Source organism: Heyndrickxia camelliae (genome assembly GCF_002844575.1).
GTDB lineage: Bacteria > Bacillota > Bacilli > Bacillales > Bacillaceae_C > Margalitia > Margalitia camelliae.
Window position 1 is genome coordinate 74,261 of sequence record NZ_PIQO01000010.1, and the last position, 16,685, is coordinate 90,945.

Annotated in this window: 15 protein-coding genes, 1 pseudogene and 1 riboswitch; of the genes and pseudogenes, 9 read left to right on the forward strand and 7 right to left on the reverse strand. The window is 38.3% G+C overall.

Annotated elements, in window-relative coordinates:
• Positions 1-156 precede the first annotated feature (156 nt).
• Entirely contained in the window at positions 157-900 is a 744-nt protein-coding gene (locus CWO92_RS13800) for a polysaccharide deacetylase family protein (RefSeq protein ID WP_101354794.1), read from the forward strand.
• 66 nt (positions 901-966) lie between these two features.
• Here the strand turns inward: CWO92_RS13800 and CWO92_RS13805 are convergent, their stop codons facing one another.
• The 3 genes from CWO92_RS13805 to CWO92_RS13815 form a co-directional block, all read right to left on the reverse strand.
• Positions 967-1,305, reverse strand: coding sequence for a potassium channel family protein (locus tag CWO92_RS13805; protein ID WP_101354795.1), 339 nt, complete (start codon positions 1,303-1,305; stop codon positions 967-969).
• Between the two features lie 134 nt (positions 1,306-1,439).
• Positions 1,440-3,815 carry an FdhF/YdeP family oxidoreductase gene (locus CWO92_RS13810; protein ID WP_101354796.1) on the reverse strand — a complete coding sequence of 792 codons (2,376 nt, stop codon included), beginning with the start codon at positions 3,813-3,815 and terminating at the stop codon, positions 1,440-1,442.
• A gap of 56 nt (positions 3,816-3,871) precedes the next feature.
• Positions 3,872-5,146 (reverse strand): L-lactate MFS transporter, encoded by a 1,275-nt coding sequence (locus CWO92_RS13815; RefSeq protein ID WP_101354797.1) that lies wholly within the window; start codon positions 5,144-5,146, stop codon positions 3,872-3,874.
• A 306-nt stretch (positions 5,147-5,452) separates the two neighbouring features.
• On the opposite strand from CWO92_RS13815, the gene CWO92_RS13820 reads away from it, so the two are divergent.
• The 5 genes and pseudogenes from CWO92_RS13820 to CWO92_RS13840 all read left to right on the forward strand — a co-directional run bounded on the left by CWO92_RS13820 (position 5,453) and on the right by CWO92_RS13840 (position 10,475).
• Positions 5,453-6,847: an MATE family efflux transporter gene (locus CWO92_RS13820; protein WP_101354798.1), complete on the forward strand. Its 1,395-nt coding sequence runs from the start codon at positions 5,453-5,455 to the stop codon at positions 6,845-6,847.
• A gap of 48 nt (positions 6,848-6,895) precedes the next feature.
• Positions 6,896-7,726, forward strand: coding sequence for a GNAT family N-acetyltransferase (locus tag CWO92_RS13825; protein WP_101354799.1), 831 nt, complete (start codon positions 6,896-6,898; stop codon positions 7,724-7,726).
• Positions 7,727-8,115: 389 nt separating this feature from the next.
• Positions 8,116-8,508, forward strand: a pseudogene (locus CWO92_RS13830) (globin domain-containing protein).
• Between the two features lie 98 nt (positions 8,509-8,606).
• A complete protein-coding gene (locus CWO92_RS13835; protein WP_233269869.1) occupies positions 8,607-9,062 on the forward strand; it encodes a DUF2269 family protein in 456 nt (151 codons plus the stop codon).
• 156 nt (positions 9,063-9,218) lie between these two features.
• Positions 9,219-10,475, forward strand: coding sequence for a methyl-accepting chemotaxis protein (locus tag CWO92_RS13840; protein ID WP_101354801.1), 1,257 nt, complete (start codon positions 9,219-9,221; stop codon positions 10,473-10,475).
• 111 nt (positions 10,476-10,586) lie between these two features.
• On the opposite strand, the gene CWO92_RS13845 is transcribed toward CWO92_RS13840, so the two are convergent.
• The 4 genes from CWO92_RS13845 to CWO92_RS13860 form a co-directional block, all read right to left on the reverse strand.
• Complete coding sequence (locus tag CWO92_RS13845; RefSeq protein ID WP_101354802.1) at positions 10,587-11,054, reverse strand: CBS domain-containing protein; 468 nt, start codon at positions 11,052-11,054, stop codon at positions 10,587-10,589.
• 77 nt (positions 11,055-11,131) lie between these two features.
• Positions 11,132-11,422, reverse strand: coding sequence for a putative quinol monooxygenase (locus CWO92_RS13850; RefSeq protein ID WP_101354803.1), 291 nt, complete (start codon positions 11,420-11,422; stop codon positions 11,132-11,134).
• Positions 11,423-11,527: 105 nt separating this feature from the next.
• Positions 11,528-12,001, reverse strand: coding sequence for a hypothetical protein (locus CWO92_RS13855; protein WP_165786687.1), 474 nt, complete (start codon positions 11,999-12,001; stop codon positions 11,528-11,530).
• A gap of 394 nt (positions 12,002-12,395) precedes the next feature.
• Positions 12,396-13,928, reverse strand: a complete 1,533-nt coding sequence (locus CWO92_RS13860) for an ATP-binding protein (RefSeq protein WP_133120567.1) — start codon at positions 13,926-13,928, stop codon at positions 12,396-12,398.
• Between the two features lie 163 nt (positions 13,929-14,091).
• Positions 14,092-14,202: riboswitch (TPP riboswitch) on the forward strand.
• A 185-nt stretch (positions 14,203-14,387) separates the two neighbouring features.
• Here CWO92_RS13860 and thiM point away from each other — a divergent pair.
• From thiM to thiE, 3 genes are read left to right on the forward strand one after another with little or no spacing between them, the layout of a single operon-like run.
• Positions 14,388-15,197 (forward strand): hydroxyethylthiazole kinase, encoded by an 810-nt coding sequence (gene thiM, locus CWO92_RS13865; protein WP_101354805.1) that lies wholly within the window; start codon positions 14,388-14,390, stop codon positions 15,195-15,197.
• Positions 15,198-15,211: 14 nt separating this feature from the next.
• Positions 15,212-16,027, forward strand: coding sequence for a bifunctional hydroxymethylpyrimidine kinase/phosphomethylpyrimidine kinase (thiD, locus tag CWO92_RS13870; protein ID WP_101354806.1), 816 nt, complete (start codon positions 15,212-15,214; stop codon positions 16,025-16,027).
• Positions 16,028-16,681: a thiamine phosphate synthase gene (gene thiE, locus CWO92_RS13875; RefSeq protein WP_101354807.1), complete on the forward strand. Its 654-nt coding sequence runs from the start codon at positions 16,028-16,030 to the stop codon at positions 16,679-16,681.
• Positions 16,682-16,685: the final 4 nt, after the last annotated feature.

The window sequence follows — 16,685 nt, forward strand, 5'->3', positions numbered from 1 at the left end:
TAAGAAGAAGCCGGAGAACTAGCTATGGGACCAGGAGTTTCTATATGCATTGAAAGCTTAGAGTTTGGTGTAGAAGTTATGAAATCACATTCAACAGAGCCTTTATAAAAATACAATATCTAGAAATAATAAGGAAAAAACATAGAGAGGGATTGTATGAATAAAATTATCGGGCTTTTTATATGTGTTCTTTTGATATTTCTTCCCCAGCATGTTTTCGCCGTCAAAAAAGTACCTATCTTAGTTTATCATTCTATTGATGAATACCGTGGACATGGTTCTAAGGAGTTATATGTGACTCCTGCAAATTTTGAAGAACAAATGAAATATTTACGTGACCATGGGTTCACATTATTGACGTTTGAACGTTGGAATGATATTGATCATGTCAGAAAACCAATTTTTCTTACCTTCGATGATGGCTATAAAAATAATCTTCATGTGTTTTCGGCTTTTCAAAAGCTGCAAACGCAAAACTTTAAGCCTACTGGTACCTTTTTTATTATTTCTGATTTTATTGGTAAATCGAATAGATTGTCAGCGTCTGATTTAAAGAAGCTGGCGGATTCCGGGCTCATATCTATTCAGTCCCATACCGCTACACATCCTGATTTAACCAAGATTGCTGATTACCAAAATGAGCTGGCAGGTTCAAAGGAGAAAATTCAAAACATAACGGGAAAGAAGGTTTTTGCTCTAAGTTATCCTTATGGAAGTTATAATACCAAGGTAATAGATGAAACGAAGAAGTACTATCAATTTGGAATAACAACTATACCAGAACTTTTTTCACATAGAAATGTAAGAGATGAATCTTATCTATTACCAAGAATTTATATTAAATATTCAACAACGCTGGAGGAGTTTGCAGAGATAGTGGAAGGAACAAGATATAGGTAACGAATAAAAGTTGGATAAAAGGAGGAGAACATCTACCAAGATGAATATTCTCCTCCTTTTTAATCCTTACTGCTTGCGATCTTTCGTCTTAGAAATGAATATCCCTTTTGAAATTTTACGGATAAAACCAATAACTAAGCCGATTCCAGTAATGATATATATAATGGTGAAAATTTTCCCAAGTGCTGTTTCAGGAGCAAAGTCTGGATGTCCTACTGTGGTCAAGGTAACGATGCTAAAATATAGTGCATCGAGGACGGGTAAATGCTCTACTTCATGATAAAAAATCGTTCCGGAAAGAATGATTGCTATGGTAAGAGTAAGCAATACTTTAAATTCTTTATCGTGAAAGATATGTATAATTCCTTTGACAAGCCGCGATAACGTAAGGAAGAAGGAAATCAATAAATATCACCCCATAATGTTGAAAAACTTGCTCTTACTGCGAGTCCTATTTTTAAACAATGCAACAAGATTATCATGCCCAAATGATGAATGTAAAGTAAATACTTTTAAATATTTTTTGAGGGACAGTTCCCTCATCCCAGCAAGTGGGACGAGGGACCTGTCCCTTCGACTTCTAAGTCTTCGATTCTTTTTTCTACGTATTTTGTATCTTTGAAGGCATGGAAGGTTTCTGCTTTTTCAACAATAGCAGCAGCATTATACTCGGGGATGCCCGCGTATTTTTCGTATACTCCTTTTGGAATTAAGACATTTCCTTCCGGCCAGAAGACAAGGAGGTTGCCGCGCTGTGTTTCCGCATACTTGGCACGGCCGTGAAAGTGGCCGAATTTATTATAGACCACAATGGCTTCACCCTCTGCAATGTTCAATTCTTTAGCATCTTCCTCATTCATGAGGACATCATAGCGATCTGCATGATTAAATGCATCTTTTTCATCATAAATCATAGAGTTAAATTGTTTACCTCTGCGGGTGGTGACATAGAAATGCCCTTCTGGCTTGCGTAACTCAGGAAGCTCAATAGGTAACAGATTACCGCGTCCATCTTCGGTGGGACATATACCATCTTCACACAGCCAGGCACCGCCCCATTGAAAAACATCACCTTTTTTGCTTAAATACTGAATTCCGTCATAATTCGGATTGGCAATGGCAATTTCCTTCCGTATTTGCGATGCATCGGTAAAATTCATCAGTTCCTTCGCTTCAGGCTTCACACGGGCAGCTAAATCTACATAAATTTCCCACTCTGATCTTGCTTCTTCAATCCTTGGTCCTTTAATCTCTGGGGAAAAATAGACCATTCTCTCTGTAGAGGTGGATGTGCCGCCACCAGGTTGTTCATAGCGTGTCATAGCAGGCAAAACAATCACTTCTTCTTTTGCATCGACAAGGGTGGAGGTGTTGAAAATAATATCTTGATGAACTCGCAGTTCGACATTTTCTAAACATTCCTTGATAAAATTCGGATCAGGCATCGTTTCTAAAAAGTTGCCTCCGGATGTATAAAAAGTCTTTAATTTTCGTTCATGGTCATTTGGAAGTAAGGCATTTTCAATCGAAACACCAACAATATCTCCTTGCCATCTAGGTATCTCAAATCCCCAAATCTTTTCTACTCTCTTAATGTTATCCTCTTGAAAATCACCGCCCGGTAAAACAAATGGGTCAGCGCCCATTTCACCGGAACCCTGAACACCGGAATGTCCGCGTATTGGCATCACTCCGCAGTGTTCACGGCCGATGAACCCTCGTAACATTGCTAGATTCGCTACCTGGGAAATATTATCGGTACCAAATCGATGCTGGGTCAATCCCATCGACCAGACAAATACTGCGCTTTTGGCAGATGCTAATAATGTAGCGAACTCTAACATGCGCTCCTTTGAAAGTCCAGAAGATTTCTCCAATATATCCCAGTCCTGCTTTATTACATGCTCCCGTAATGACTCTATTCCGTTCGTATGCGCTTCTACAAAACTATGATCAACAGCAGACCCTTTCTCTTTTTCCTCCATCTCAAACCAATGCTTCATGACACCGTTCATGAAAGCAATGTCTCCACCAATATTTACTTGGTAAAAATCGTCCGCTAATTTTGTTCCAAATAGTGCCGAATCAGGAATGGACGGTACCCAATAACCATCCATCGCCGGTTCACGGTAAGGGTTGATAACAATGATTTTCGTTCCCTTTCGTTTTGCCGCATACATGTATTTTGTAGAAACGGGTTGATTATTTGCTGCAACTGAACCCCAGAAAACAAGGACATCTGTACCAATCCAATCCATGTAATTACAGCTAGATGCCCCAATGCCTAAAGATCGCTTTAAGGCTGTTTTACTTGGTGAATGGCAAATGCGCGATGCATTATCAATATTATTTGTTCCTAAGAATCGTGCCAGTTTCGCAGCGGTGTAATACACTTCATTTGTAATTCCGCGAGAAGTTAAATAGAATGCGAGCTGCTTAGGGTCAATCGATTTTATTTTTTCGGCTATTCGATTCAATGCTTCATCCCATGTAATTCTTGTGAAGGTTCGCTCTCCCTTCTTTCGGGAAAGGGGATAAGGGATGCGTCCAAGTTTACGCAGTTCAGTACTGTTATATTTTCTTAGATCTTCTATATCACTATGAAGAATTTCTTCTTGGATAGCTGGCATCGTATTTAATCGCAGCACATTTAAGCGAGTTGTACAAACATGTGGGCCTGTAAGGGTTTGATCACGGAGTCCTGCAACACCAAGTGCGCAGCCATCGCAAACCCCTTGCGTTAATATTCTCGTTGCATAGGGAAGATTATCACGATTATCCCATACCACTTTTAACGTATCGCGAATATGCTTTGGTTTTACTTTTCCGAGTCCAAATGGTATAGGACTGACCCATAACTTTGGCGCAGGCGTTTTTGGTAATTTTATCGGACCTTGGTGTTTTGTTTTTCCCATTTTGACCACCTTTCTTTTTTATTTGTATAAAAATTAGTTCTGCTTTTTAGGAGATGTTATAAGTTAATTGGTTTACTAGCTGAGCTTTGAACAGATTGATTTTCTTTTAATTTTCGAATATCTGTACGAATGACTAAAGAAATAATAAGAGATACAATAAAAAATCCGGCAAAGAAGGTTAAGCTATTGGCATAGCTGCCTGTTGTATCTTTAATCCACGCAGCAAACAATGGCCCAACAAGCCCGGCTGCTGCCCAGGCAGTTAAGATATATCCATGAATGGCACCCAGCTGTTTCGTGCCAAATAAGTCACCGATATAGGCTGGAATCGTTGCGAATCCACCTCCATAGCAAGTGTAAACAATAGCTAACATAATCTGGAACAGAAGCGATATCGTAGTGTGAGGTAATAGGGCGAATAGAATAATTTGTAATACAAAAAAGGTTGTATAAGTATTAGGACGACCGAAATAATCTGATATCGATGCCCAACCTAACCGGCCAAATCCATTAAATAATCCGAGGACGCCAACTAATGCTGCCGATTCTGTGGTAGTAAGCCCGATGCTTTCTTGCGCTAATGGCTTGGCTGCAGAAAGAATAGCAATTCCGCAAGTTGTGTTGATAAAAAGCATGATCCATAAGTAGTAAAAACGTGATGTTTTAATAGCTTCGTTTGCGGTTAATTGTGAGAGGTCAGTAGCAACTCTAGTATTCTTTTTGATGGAGGCTTCATGAAAGCCTTTTGGTTTCCAATCTTCAGCTGGTTTTTCCAAGTATAATGCCGATAAGATCATCACAACAAAATAGGCTATTCCAAGTATAAAGAAAGCGTTTGCAATACCGGACGATTTAATTAAAGCATCCATAATTGGACTGCTGATGGCTGCCGCAAAGCCAAATCCCATAATTGCTAAGCCAGTTGCAAGTCCGCGGCGATCCGGAAACCACTTTACCAATGTGGATACAGGTGCAATATATCCGACTCCTAAACCAATTCCGCCAAACACTCCGTAAAAAATATACAATAATGGCAATGATCCAAGATGAACGGCAAAGCCCGATCCAAATACCCCGGTCCCAAAGAAAATGGCTGCCAGTAACCCAGCTTTTCTTGGCCCATGCTTTTCCACAAAATGTCCCAAGAACGCTGCAGAAAGACCCAAGAATAAAATGGCAATACTAAATGTCATCTGTACTTGACTAGCTGACCACCCAAACTCATTAATAAGCGGGTTTGTAAAATTACTCCAAGCATACACCGACCCAATACAAATATGGATCCCAACTCCAGACAACGCAATCAACCAGCGATTTTTTGCCCTTTTCAAACTAACCTCTCCTTTCTAGAACTTTTTTGTGTGAAAAAAGATGGTTGTAATTTCTACTAAAAGTGTGAGGTCTGTAGGATGAAAAAGTAAATCGGCCAACTTTGTTATATTGAATGGTTTGGCAGACATATGTATTAGTTTAAAAGATTCATAATATTTTCACACAATTACATTATATCACTTGATAATCGGAAACATGAACAGCTATTTTCGGAATTTAGTGATTATAATAGTATTTTAGTGATAGAATGAAAGGATAAAACTAATTTATAATAATAATGAAAAAGTTTACAGGGAGTAACATCAATGAAACAAACATATACGATTACAGAAAAATTGAAACAGATTTTCATCTTATTAATTCCCATTTTAATTACACAGCTTGGGATGTTTTCCATGGTGTTTTTCAACAATATTATGTCAGGTAAGTACAATTCGTCCGATCTAGCGGGAGTTGCCATTGGCTCCTCCATATGGAATCCAGTTTTTACAGGGCTAAGCGGAATATTACTTGCTGTATCGCCAATCGCTGCCCAAAAACTGGGGGAAAAGAAAAATAACGATGTATCCTCTATTGTGGCAAATGGAATTTATTTATCGTTTTTTATTGGTTTGCTGGTCCTTTTATTAGGCTTCATCTCATTGGAATCTATTTTACATAGAATGAATTTAACGAATAAAGTCGAGGAAACAGCCCATGATTATTTGGTTGGCCTAGGCTATGGAGTCATTCCCTTGTTCATCTTTAACGTATTGCGATCCTTTATCTATGCGATGGGGAAAACACGAATCGTGATGGTCATTCTACTGCTTGCATTGCCAGTCAATTTCTTTTTTAATTTTGTTCTTATTTTTGGTAAGTGGGGCTTTCCGGAACTTGGCGGGGCTGGAGCAGGATATGCGACATCTATTACTTATTGGGTTATCGCAGGGATAACGGCATTCATCATTAAGACACAGCAGCCATTTTCTTTGTATAAGATTTTTCCAAGGATAAAAATGTTTTCTCCTAATATGTGCAAGGAAATATTAAAAATTGGGATTCCAATGGGGTTGTCCACATTTTTTGAAACGAGTATGTTTGCAGTAGTAACTATTTTAATCAGTAAATTCAGTATTACGACCATTGCTGCCTATCAGTCTGCCCTTAATATTGTATCTTTTCTTTATATGATTCCTGTTAGCATTTCATTAGCGATAACCGTTTTGATCGGATATGAGGTAGGAGCGAAAAGATATCGTGATGCGCACAGCTATAGCTGGCTTGGCATTAGTGTATCTATCGTGATGGCTCTTATTACTGGGCTTCTTGTTGTTATTTTTCGATATCAAGTTGCTGGATTCTATTCCAATGAAACAGCGGTTATTAACCTAACGGCACATTTTTTGATTTTTGCATTGTTCTTTCAAATTTCCGATGCCATACAAGCAACTGCTCAGGCAGCTTTGAGGGGGTATAAGGATGTGAACTTGTCCTTTATTATGACACTTATTGCTTATTGGATCATTTGCTTGCCTGCTGGGTATCTGTTGGCTAACTTTACGGGTCTTGAAGCCAGAGGGTTTTGGATTGGACTAACAATAGGATTGCTGGCGGCTGGCGTTTGTTTATCTATGAGACTTATATATATTCAAAGAAAAAAGTTTGTGTTGCCTCAAAATAATCAGTTGCTAGAAAACAAGGTGGCCGAAGAAATTTGAAAATCAGATAGAGCGCACATGAATTTTATTGTAGTGGGGGAATAAGGGATGTTGAGTCAAAAACAATTAACAGATATTAAAGAGCTACAGCTTGTTTGTGAACAGGAAGAAGCAATTCACCTAAAATTAAATTGGGATATGCTGGAGATGCGTAATGAACAGGAGCTGACAGATTTCTTTCATTATGAAAAGGAAAAACTTGTTGGATTTTTAGGGTTGTATGGCTTCGGCAGTAAGGTGGAAATTTGCGGAATGGTTCATCCTAGCTATAGACGTAAAGGGATTTTTACGAGATTGTTAGGGGAAGGATTGGAAGAGATGAAAAAGCAAGGGACGGAAACGATTCTTTTAAATGCCCCTGCTAATTCAAGCTCCGCACAAGGGTTTTTACAATCCTTTTCTTGTCGATTATCGTTTTCGGAGTATCAAATGAAATGGGTAGAGACAGATTTGGGCAGTGAGGAGTTTATTGAAATAAGAAAATCTACATTAGATGATCTGGAAACGGAGATTCAGTTGGATGTCCAATGCTTTGGTTTTAAAGAAGAGGAAGCTCGAAAATATAACAAGCGAATTCGCAAGGAGGATACGCAAATTCACTACGTTATTGAAAAAGACCAACAAGCAGTTGGGAAAATAAGAGTGCAACATTTGGATGGGGAAGCATGGATATATGGATTTGCTATCTTTCCATCATTTCAAGGCCAGGGGCTAGGCAGAAAAGCTTTGAAGAGAGTGATACGTGAACAACATGCACTAGGCTACCCGATTTTTCTCGAGGTGGAGACAAAGAATGCAAATGCATTAAATTTATATCAGTCATGCGGCTTTCAAACGGTTATGGCACAGGATTACTATCAATTAACCCTGAAATCATAATGGTAGTCTTTTTTGTAGGAACAGTGATGAATTACTGTTCTTTTTTTGGTTAAATTTATCGCAAACCGTAAAGGAATGAAGGAAACGCTATTACAATCATACTGAAAAATTTAAGGCAGTGAATACGAGGTTAATTTAGTTATATTAATGAGTGCCGCATACCGTCTTTTATGGTTAATAGATGGAAGCAGGTATTGGCGAAACTGAAAAAAATTATGACCTGACCATTCTGTTTTTTATAATAGGGAGATTCGTTTATCGTTATAGTAGTATTATCCTTGATACATACATATTTGTCATAAATATTTCTCCAATTTGTGACCTATATTACAGCAATAACGGGAAACTAGGTATATAATAGGGACAGAATCTATTATGGAGGGATAAAGGTGCAGCCGCGGTTACAAACCATTTATGATCAAATTGGTGGAGAGACGATAGATAAGTTGGTACAGGCATTTTATCCTAAGGTTTATGCCAATCCAGATTTAAGTCTAATATTCCAAGGGGATATGAGTGAAATTATGCGTAAGCAATGAATGTTCTTAACACAGTTCACTGGTGGTCCTGCATTATATAGTCAAGAATTTGGTCCGCCTGCCATGAGGCATAGCCACTTACCGCACGAAATTACTCCAAAGCGTGCTCAGTGCTGGCTTCGATGTATGTCGGAAGCCTTTCAAGAGGTAGGCTTAGATAAGCATCCAGCTGGAGATTTTTTCTTTAATAGATTAAAACAAGTTGCCGCCATTATGGTTAATACATCGGATACAGAGGTTTAAGTAGGGGGAGCGTTGTTAGTAGCTTCCTTTATTTTTGATTTTTTATAGATTTGTTTCCGTTTACCCTAAAATAGATGTTGGAAAGGGAGGAAGCCGCTTTGTTCACTTTTTATAAAATACTTGTTTTTATTCATATTTTCTCCGCCATACTTGGAATGGGACCTGGGTTTGTATTAAGCCGAATTGTAAAGTCCGCAAGAAATATGACTGAATTAAGACATGCTTATGCTTTAAAGCATAGTCTGCATATTTTTGTTATGATTGGGGGCACTTCTTTACTCGTAACGGGACTATTGATGGGTTTCATCAATCATGCCCTTTTTCATGCAGGATGGTATTGGACAAGTTTAATCCTTTTTTTCATTGCACTTGCAATGGGACCATTTATATTAAAGCCGAAATCACAGCCCATTAAAAGATTACTAGAAAAAACAAGCGGTGAGGAAATACCAGTAGAATATTATTCTTTATCAAAAGTACTTTTTTCATTGGAACGACTAATTAATATTCTCTTCCTAATTATTATTGCATTGATGATATTAAAGCCATTTTAAAGAATTGCAAGGACCGTCTTGATAGGATGGTCTTTCTCTTTGTCAGGAAAATTCTAAATAGTATAGGTAGTTGAACTTTTTGATATATTAGACTATAGTTATAGTAAATTAGGACTAATATATTTAAGGTCGTTTAAGGGTTAAGGGGAGAAATAGATGTCACTTTCAAAATACATTATTCGTACTTTGATGGTTGTAATACCTGGTGTATTACTAATCACATTGGGAGTATGCTTAGGGAATCATTTATCTGTTAAAGCCAGTATCATTACTATTTTGCTTACGATGATATGTGGGGCTTGTATAGGAATTTTATCAGCATATCTTAATCATAAAAGATTCATTGCACCGATAAAGCTGATTATAGACCATATTCAATTACTCGAAAAAGGACAATTAAATACAAGGACGGATCCCATGAAATCGGGTATGCTGAGAGGAATCGCTTTGTCTCTTAATAGGATGACCGAGACATGGGGAGGAATTATAGAGAAAGTGAATGAGTCAGCCGTTCAAGTCGCCGAATTATCAGAGGGTTTGTCCAATAAGGCCAATATCGTAGCAGAATCATCGAATCAAGTAACCAATACAATACATAAGGTGGCAACTGAAACAGAGAAACAGTTACAAAGTTTAGAAGAAAGTTCTGAAATTATTTTGATAATGTCGACAGGTGCTGAACAAATTGCCGCCAATGCACACAGTGTATCTTCCTCTTCGTTAGATTCTTTAACGGTTGCAACAGATGGAAATGAAAAGATAAAAAAAGCAGTTCAGCAGATGAATTCCATCCAAAAAACCGTTAATCAGTCGGCATTGATTATTAAGGAATTAGGAGACAAATCGAACGAAATAGGTCAGATTGTACAAGTTATTACGGAAATTGCTGACCAAACAAACCTTCTTTCCTTAAATGCAGCAATTGAGGCAGCACGTGCCGGTGAACATGGAAAAGGATTTGCAGTTGTAGCAGATGAGGTGAGAAAACTCGCGGAACAATCTGCTTCTTCATCCAAACAAATAATTAAGCTAATTCAAACCATTCAATTCGAAACATCGAAAGCAGTACAGACAATGGAGAAAGCTACAAAAGAAGTTTCAGAAGGGATCGAAGCGGTTCATTTTTCCGGAAAAGCTTTTCAAATGATAAGGGATTCCATCGAGGCTGTCACTAAGCAGATACAAGAGGTTTCATCTGCTTCTGAACAAATGACTTCAGGGGTCTCACATGTTGTCTTATCAATAAGGGAAATCACTGATGTATCGAGGACGAACGTAGCAAGCACACAGACGGTTTCAGCTATAGCAGAGGAACAATTACTCTCTACGGAGAAGATGTCAGCATCTACCGTAACGTTAGCGCAAATGGCGGAGGAATTGCAACAGTTGACCATGAAATTTAGTGTTCACTAAAGGTTACTAATTCCAAGTAAAATCAGTTGCCATGTACTTAGGGCGGGCTACAAAAGAAATGGAGGTAAGAAAATACTTATTCTTTACCTCCTTTGCTTATGAAGCTATTTATTAAAGGGATTGAAGAATGTTCTTTTGGATTGTCCGGATTACATCTCCGCGGCTGATTACGCCTACTACCTTATGTTCATCGTTAATGACCGGGATTTTTTTGAAATGATGCTTTGCTAGCAATTTCAAAACAGTCTCTATTTCATCATTTTCTTTTACAGTTATAAGTCCTTGTTTTTTTGCTAGTTTTATAAGAGGTTGGTCCTTTATACGGGAAAGAATGTCTTCTAGTTTTCCCTTTTCTAATGTATAGGTCATTAGGTTGTAAAAATCGTATACAACCTTATCCTTAGGATTAATACTTCTTAAAACATCTCCATCACTAATCATACCCACTAATTTTCCATCTGAATCAATAACAGGAACACCGCCAATTTTATACTTTACTAATGTATTTAGCAGATGTTTAATATTATCATCCTTTTTGACGGTAATGACATCACGAATCATAAAGTCTTTAACCTTCATTTTTCGGACCTTCTTTCAATTGTGGTTGTTATAATCCCTACAATTTTATTATAAAACCAAAGGTGTATAATGACACATTATTTTTCTTCAATGGTATGTACATCAAGTATTATTGGTTCCGATAAAAATTCCTTTGCTACTTGCATGAAGTGAATAAAATGTGCGCTATTCTTATGGCTCTCCACAGCTTCTTCATTTTTCCACTTTTCTATAGTTAAAAATGTATTAGGTTCGTCCATAGCTTCAAATAGCCGATACTCCATGTTTCCTGCTTCTGCCTTTGATAATTCGACTGCTCGTCCAGCTTCCTCTAAAAAGGCTGCCCTATATTCCTTTTTTATTTTTAAAAGCCCATGAATAATGATCATTGAAAAATGCCTCCTTAGAAGTAAAAATAAAATTGGTCATTTTGTCTATACATTCTCCATTTCAGGGAAAATATATTCTAATGATAGACCTTTTTAAGAGAAGTGTTAAATAAAAAGGATAAAAAAATTCCGCACAAATATGTGCGGAATTAGTAAGTTAAAATAAGAGACCTGCTGAACGTCTGCTGGAGCGTCTGCTAGAACGTCTGCCGGAGCGTCTGCTGGAGCGTCTGCTAGAACGTCTGCTGGAGCGTCTGCTAGAACGTCTGCTAGAACGTCTGCTAGAACGCCTGCTAGAACGTCTGCTAGAACGCCTGCTGGAGCGTCTGCTAGAACGCCTGCTGGAACGTCTGCTGGAGCGCCTGCTAGAACGTCTGCTGGAGCGTCTGCTGGAACGTCTGCTAGAACGTCTGCTGGAGCGTCTGCTAGAGCGTCTGCTGGAACTTCTGCTAGAGCGTCTGCTGGAACGTCTGCTGGAACTTCTGCTAGAGCGTCTGCTGGAACGTCTGCTGGAACGTCTGCTGGAACGCCTAGATGATCTTCTCCGGCGTCTTGTAAGAGGTCCAGCAATAAGTTCATTATTTTCTTCCGGGAATTCTGTCATAAACTTTGTTAGTTCCGGATCAACGCTATGATATACTTCTTGAATTTCTTCGTGAGTTAGCAATTCCACCTTATATACCCCTTTCTGTGCATATTCTTAGATATCACTTATCGAATAATGATTCAAAGAGGATATCTTTCATTCAATAAATGAATGGAGTGAACACTATATGGTATGCAACTAGAAAATCTTTGTTTTAGGCATTCATAGTTAACTTATAAATTTCCGCTATCGTACTAGTTTATAGATGATAAAGTGGTGAAGATAATTCTAGAATGAAATGAAAAACACCCCAGAACAGAAGTGATTTTCTGTATGGGGGTGCTGTTTATCCGGAAATCAACGATGTATAGACATGACTTCCTTTGCTTAGTTTTCTTTTCTTTTCCTAAGTATAGGAAAAGAAATATGAAACGTAGTTCCCTTATTGATTTCACTCTCCACTGTAATTCTTCCACGATGGTTTTCTATAATTTTATAGCTAACCATTAACCCTAGGCCATTTCCGTTTTCTTTTAAGGTGTAAAAGGGTTCTCCAATTTTACTGACTTGCTCAGATGACATTCCAATTCCGTTGTCTTGGATCGAGATAATGACATTTTCTTCGTTCAATGAACTGGAGATGTTAATCTTCCCTCCATTAGGAAGTGCATCGATAGCGTTTTTAAGCATGTTGAGAAAAACCTGTGTTAATTGATTTTTTTCCCCGTAGATGTATATGTCATTCTGATGGTAGGCTTCGGTAATCTCTACATTTTTCATCGTTGATTCAGCGTTGAGTAGATGAACCACGTTTCTAATGATATCGAATAAGCTACACGCTTTAAATTCAATGGAATGTAGTTTTGCAAATACCATAAATTCACTAACGATAAAATTGATGCGGTCGATTTCCTCTAGTATGGTCTTGGAATAAAGGTATTTCTTTTCTTCTGAAAAATGATCAAGGATTTGAACAAATCCACGAATCGTTGTAAGAGGGTTGCGAATCTCATGGGCAATACCAGCGGCCAATTCTCCGACCAGTGATAATTTTTCTGTCTTCTGAAGCATCTCTTCGGTATTTTTTTGTTCTGTTATATCAAACTGTATAGAAAAATGCTGATATGTTTTGCCGTTTCGATCCCTAAAAGGAATGATCGTGCAATCAACCCAATAAAGACTTCCATCTTTTGCTTTGTTGCAAATTTCTCCTTTCCATATCTTTCCTAATTCGATATACTCTCGTATTTCACGAAAAAAGTCTTCCGAATGGTAGCCGGAATATAAAAGATCATGATGGGTTGCACCAATTAATTCTTCTTCGCTGTATTTTGTAATGTCGCAAAATTTTTTGCTAGCATATTTAATTGCATCATTATTGTCGGTAATGACAAGGATTGTCGCCTCTTTCAACGCATTTATTAAATCATCCAATTCGCGCAGCGTAATATTTTCTTCGGCCAAGGTTAAGGCATAATTCCGTAATTCTTTTAATATGTAAGGTTTTCGTTGATTTGAAAAAATAATAGATGAATGTTCTATGAAAGAATCAACCTTTTTTATCGCCTGTATGAGAGTTTGCGGAGAAACGACTTTGTTATACACTTCTTCTTCTAAAAATTCCATTATCACGGATCTATAATGATAACTTGGAAAAAGAGATTGTTTTTTAAGTCGTGCCGAGAATAAACATGATTTTTCAATTAACAAATTTGCCCATTTCTTTATATCTTGATGGGGAGAATCTGTTCCGTGAATAATGGAATTACCTAGATGATGAAAAAACATTTCATGAATTGGTGTAAGATCTTCGAGTAAATGAAAATGTAATTCATGGCGTTGCTTTTCCTGCAATTTTTTAGCTAATAGTGGACGATTTTCTAATATCCTTCGACCAATTTGTTTCAATTCCTTATCCATACCTTCAACCACTTTCTCCTGAAGTCTTTTGTACTATTAAATTTTGACAATAAATCACAAAATCCTTTTTTTGTAGGGGCAGGAACCAATTAAAGTTCAACAATGATTTAAACCTTTACATATATTTTTTCTGGGGATATGATAAATACAAAGAATAAGTTTTGAAGACTACTAGGGGTGCCCTCTATTCGGGCTGAGAGAAAAACAGGAAGTTTTTTAACCCTTTGGACCTGATCTGGCTAATACCAGCGGAGGAAAGTAGTGAGTTAAGATTGCTTCTTCTCTTACTAATGATGCCAGGTCCATAATGGATCTGGCTTTTTTGTTGGTGCGAAGTGGGGGATCCTTTTTCCGCAATAACTGAAAGGGACAAGGAACCTGTCCCTGCATCCCAACTGGGATAAGGGACCAGATCCCGCTTCCCACCAAACCCTCAAGTCCACTTAAGGAGGAAGGAAAATGGATAAAAGCATAATGATAGGTGAGATTTTGGAAAAGGTAAGACGTGAAAATCCGCTTGTTCATAATATTACGAACGTAGTGGTGACTAATTTTACCGCAAACGGATTACTTGCATTAGGAGCATCGCCTGTGATGGCATATGCGCCTGAAGAAGTGGGTGACATGGCTAAGATTGCTGGTGCGCTCGTTTTGAATATGGGAACGTTAAACTCTGCTGCGGTAGAATCTATGATTATCGCAGGTAAGTCTGCTAATGCTCATGGAGTTCCGGTTATTTTTGATCCAGTTGGGGCAGGTGCAACACCGTATCGCACTGAGATGGCCGATAGGATAATTCGCGAGGTAAAGGTTTCCATTATAAGAGGAAATGCAGGGGAAATAGCCAATATCGCTGGAGAACAGGCAGAGGTGAAAGGAGTAGATACGGGAGATATCCAGAAAAATCCAATAGACCTTGCTGTCATGGCTGCTCAAAAGCTGCAAACAATCATTGCTGTAACAGGTGAAGAGGATGTGATTACAGATGGACTTACAACTTATGTAGGTAGAAACGGTCATCCAATCCTAACAAAGGTAACAGGAACAGGCTGTCTGCTTACTTCTGTAATCGGAGCTTTTGCGGCTGTCGAGAAAAATTTATTGGTTGCAGCAACCTCAGCGGTATGTACCTATGGAATTGCAGCTGAATTGGCGGCGGAAAAAACCGTAAATCAAGGGCCAGGAAGTTTTCAAATCGAATTTTTAAATCAGCTTGCAGCTGTATCTGATCAGGAAATAAATGAAAAATCTAATGTGGAAAAAAGATAAAGTAGGTGTGTAATATGAGAAAAGCATTAACAATAGCAGGTTCAGATAGTGGCGGAGGTGCGGGTATTCAGGCCGACTTGAAAACTTTCCAAGAACTAGAGGTATATGGGATGTCGGCCATCACAGCGGTAACAGCACAAAACACACTAGGGGTACAAGGTGTATATCCCATGTCTACCGATGCAGTGGTACAGCAAATTAATTCTATTGCTAATGATATTGGAGTGGATGCTTTAAAAACAGGGATGCTGTTTAGCGCTGATATAATCGATGCCGTATCTCAACAAATTACTGAGTATAATTGGAGAAATATTGTTGTTGACCCTGTCATGATAGCCAAAGGAGGGGCATCCCTCTTGCAGCAGGAAGCAATTGCTGCATTAAAACAAAAGCTAATCCCACTTTCATTGATCATTACGCCAAATATTCCGGAAGCAGAAGTCATCATTGGAATGGAAATAAAAACAAAAGAAGATAAAGAAGCGGCAGCGAAGAAATTCATAGAATTAGGTGCGAAAAATGTAGTGATTAAAGGCGGGCATGATGCCGATCCATTAGAAACTATGGATCTATTTTTTGACGGCTGTGAATTCGCCTATTATAGCTCAAAAAGAATAGATACGCAAAACACTCATGGAACGGGTTGTACCTTTTCAGCTGCGATAACTGCTGAAATTGCGAAAGGGAAAAAAGTGCAGGAAGCGGTTATAACAGCAAAGGACTTTATCCAAGCGGCCATTGAAGAAAATATTTCACTTGGAAACGGACATGGTCCAACGAATCATTGGGCGTATAAAAAGAGAATTTTACAAAAGGGGTTGTTTGTTTAAATGTCACGAATAAATACACATAGATTAAGAGAAATGTTAAAACTATATTTTATTATGGGCAGCCCCAATTGCTATAAAGAACCTGCCGAAGTATTAAAGGAAGCCATTGCCGGAGGGATTACCTTATTTCAATTCCGTGAAAAGGGCAATCATGCATTAACAGGAGTTGAGAAAGTTACCCTTGCAAAAGAACTGCAGACCATTTGTAAAAAGCATGATATTCCATTTATTGTGAATGATGATATTGATTTAGCTATTTCCTTAGATGCTGACGGTGTACATATCGGCCAAGAGGATGAGCCGGTGGCGAAAGTGCGAAGCAGAATTGGCGATAAAATTCTGGGTGTCTCTGTTCATACGATGGAAGAAGCGATGTCAGCTCTGGAAGCAGGTGCGGATTACTTTGGGGTTGGACCGATTTTCCCTACTAAAACAAAGGAGGATGCAAAACCTGTCCAAGGAGTTCAGCATATCCAACACTTCCGAGAAAAAGGTATTACTATTCCAATAGTAGGGATTGGCGGTATTACTGTGGAAAATGCAATGAATGTTAAGGAGGCAGGGGCAGATGGGGTATCTGTCATCACGGCAATCAGTAAGGCATCAGATATAATCAAGGCAGCACAGAGCTTACGACAACAAATAGAGTACTAGAGAG

Bases quoted from the DNA above. Each gene is read 5' to 3' on its own strand.
- CWO92_RS13850 (WP_101354803.1), bottom strand. From the start codon at position 11,422: ATGATCATTATTCATGGGCTTTTAAAAATAAAAAAGGAATATAGGGCA.
- thiD (WP_101354806.1), top strand. From the start codon at position 15,212: ATGAGAAAAGCATTAACAATAGCAGGTTCAGATAGTGGCGGAGGTGCG.
- CWO92_RS13845 (WP_101354802.1), bottom strand. From the start codon at position 11,054: ATGAAGGTTAAAGACTTTATGATTCGTGATGTCATTACCGTCAAAAAG.
- CWO92_RS13820 (WP_101354798.1), top strand. From the start codon at position 5,453: ATGAAACAAACATATACGATTACAGAAAAATTGAAACAGATTTTCATC.
- thiE (WP_101354807.1), top strand. From the start codon at position 16,028: ATGTCACGAATAAATACACATAGATTAAGAGAAATGTTAAAACTATAT.
- CWO92_RS13855 (WP_165786687.1), bottom strand. From the start codon at position 12,001: ATGAACTTATTGCTGGACCTCTTACAAGACGCCGGAGAAGATCATCTA.
- CWO92_RS13810 (WP_101354796.1), bottom strand. From the start codon at position 3,815: ATGGGAAAAACAAAACACCAAGGTCCGATAAAATTACCAAAAACGCCT.
- CWO92_RS13825 (WP_101354799.1), top strand. From the start codon at position 6,896: ATGTTGAGTCAAAAACAATTAACAGATATTAAAGAGCTACAGCTTGTT.
- CWO92_RS13860 (WP_133120567.1), bottom strand. From the start codon at position 13,928: ATGGATAAGGAATTGAAACAAATTGGTCGAAGGATATTAGAAAATCGT.
- CWO92_RS13800 (WP_101354794.1), top strand. From the start codon at position 157: ATGAATAAAATTATCGGGCTTTTTATATGTGTTCTTTTGATATTTCTT.
- CWO92_RS13840 (WP_101354801.1), top strand. From the start codon at position 9,219: ATGTCACTTTCAAAATACATTATTCGTACTTTGATGGTTGTAATACCT.
- thiM (WP_101354805.1), top strand. From the start codon at position 14,388: ATGGATAAAAGCATAATGATAGGTGAGATTTTGGAAAAGGTAAGACGT.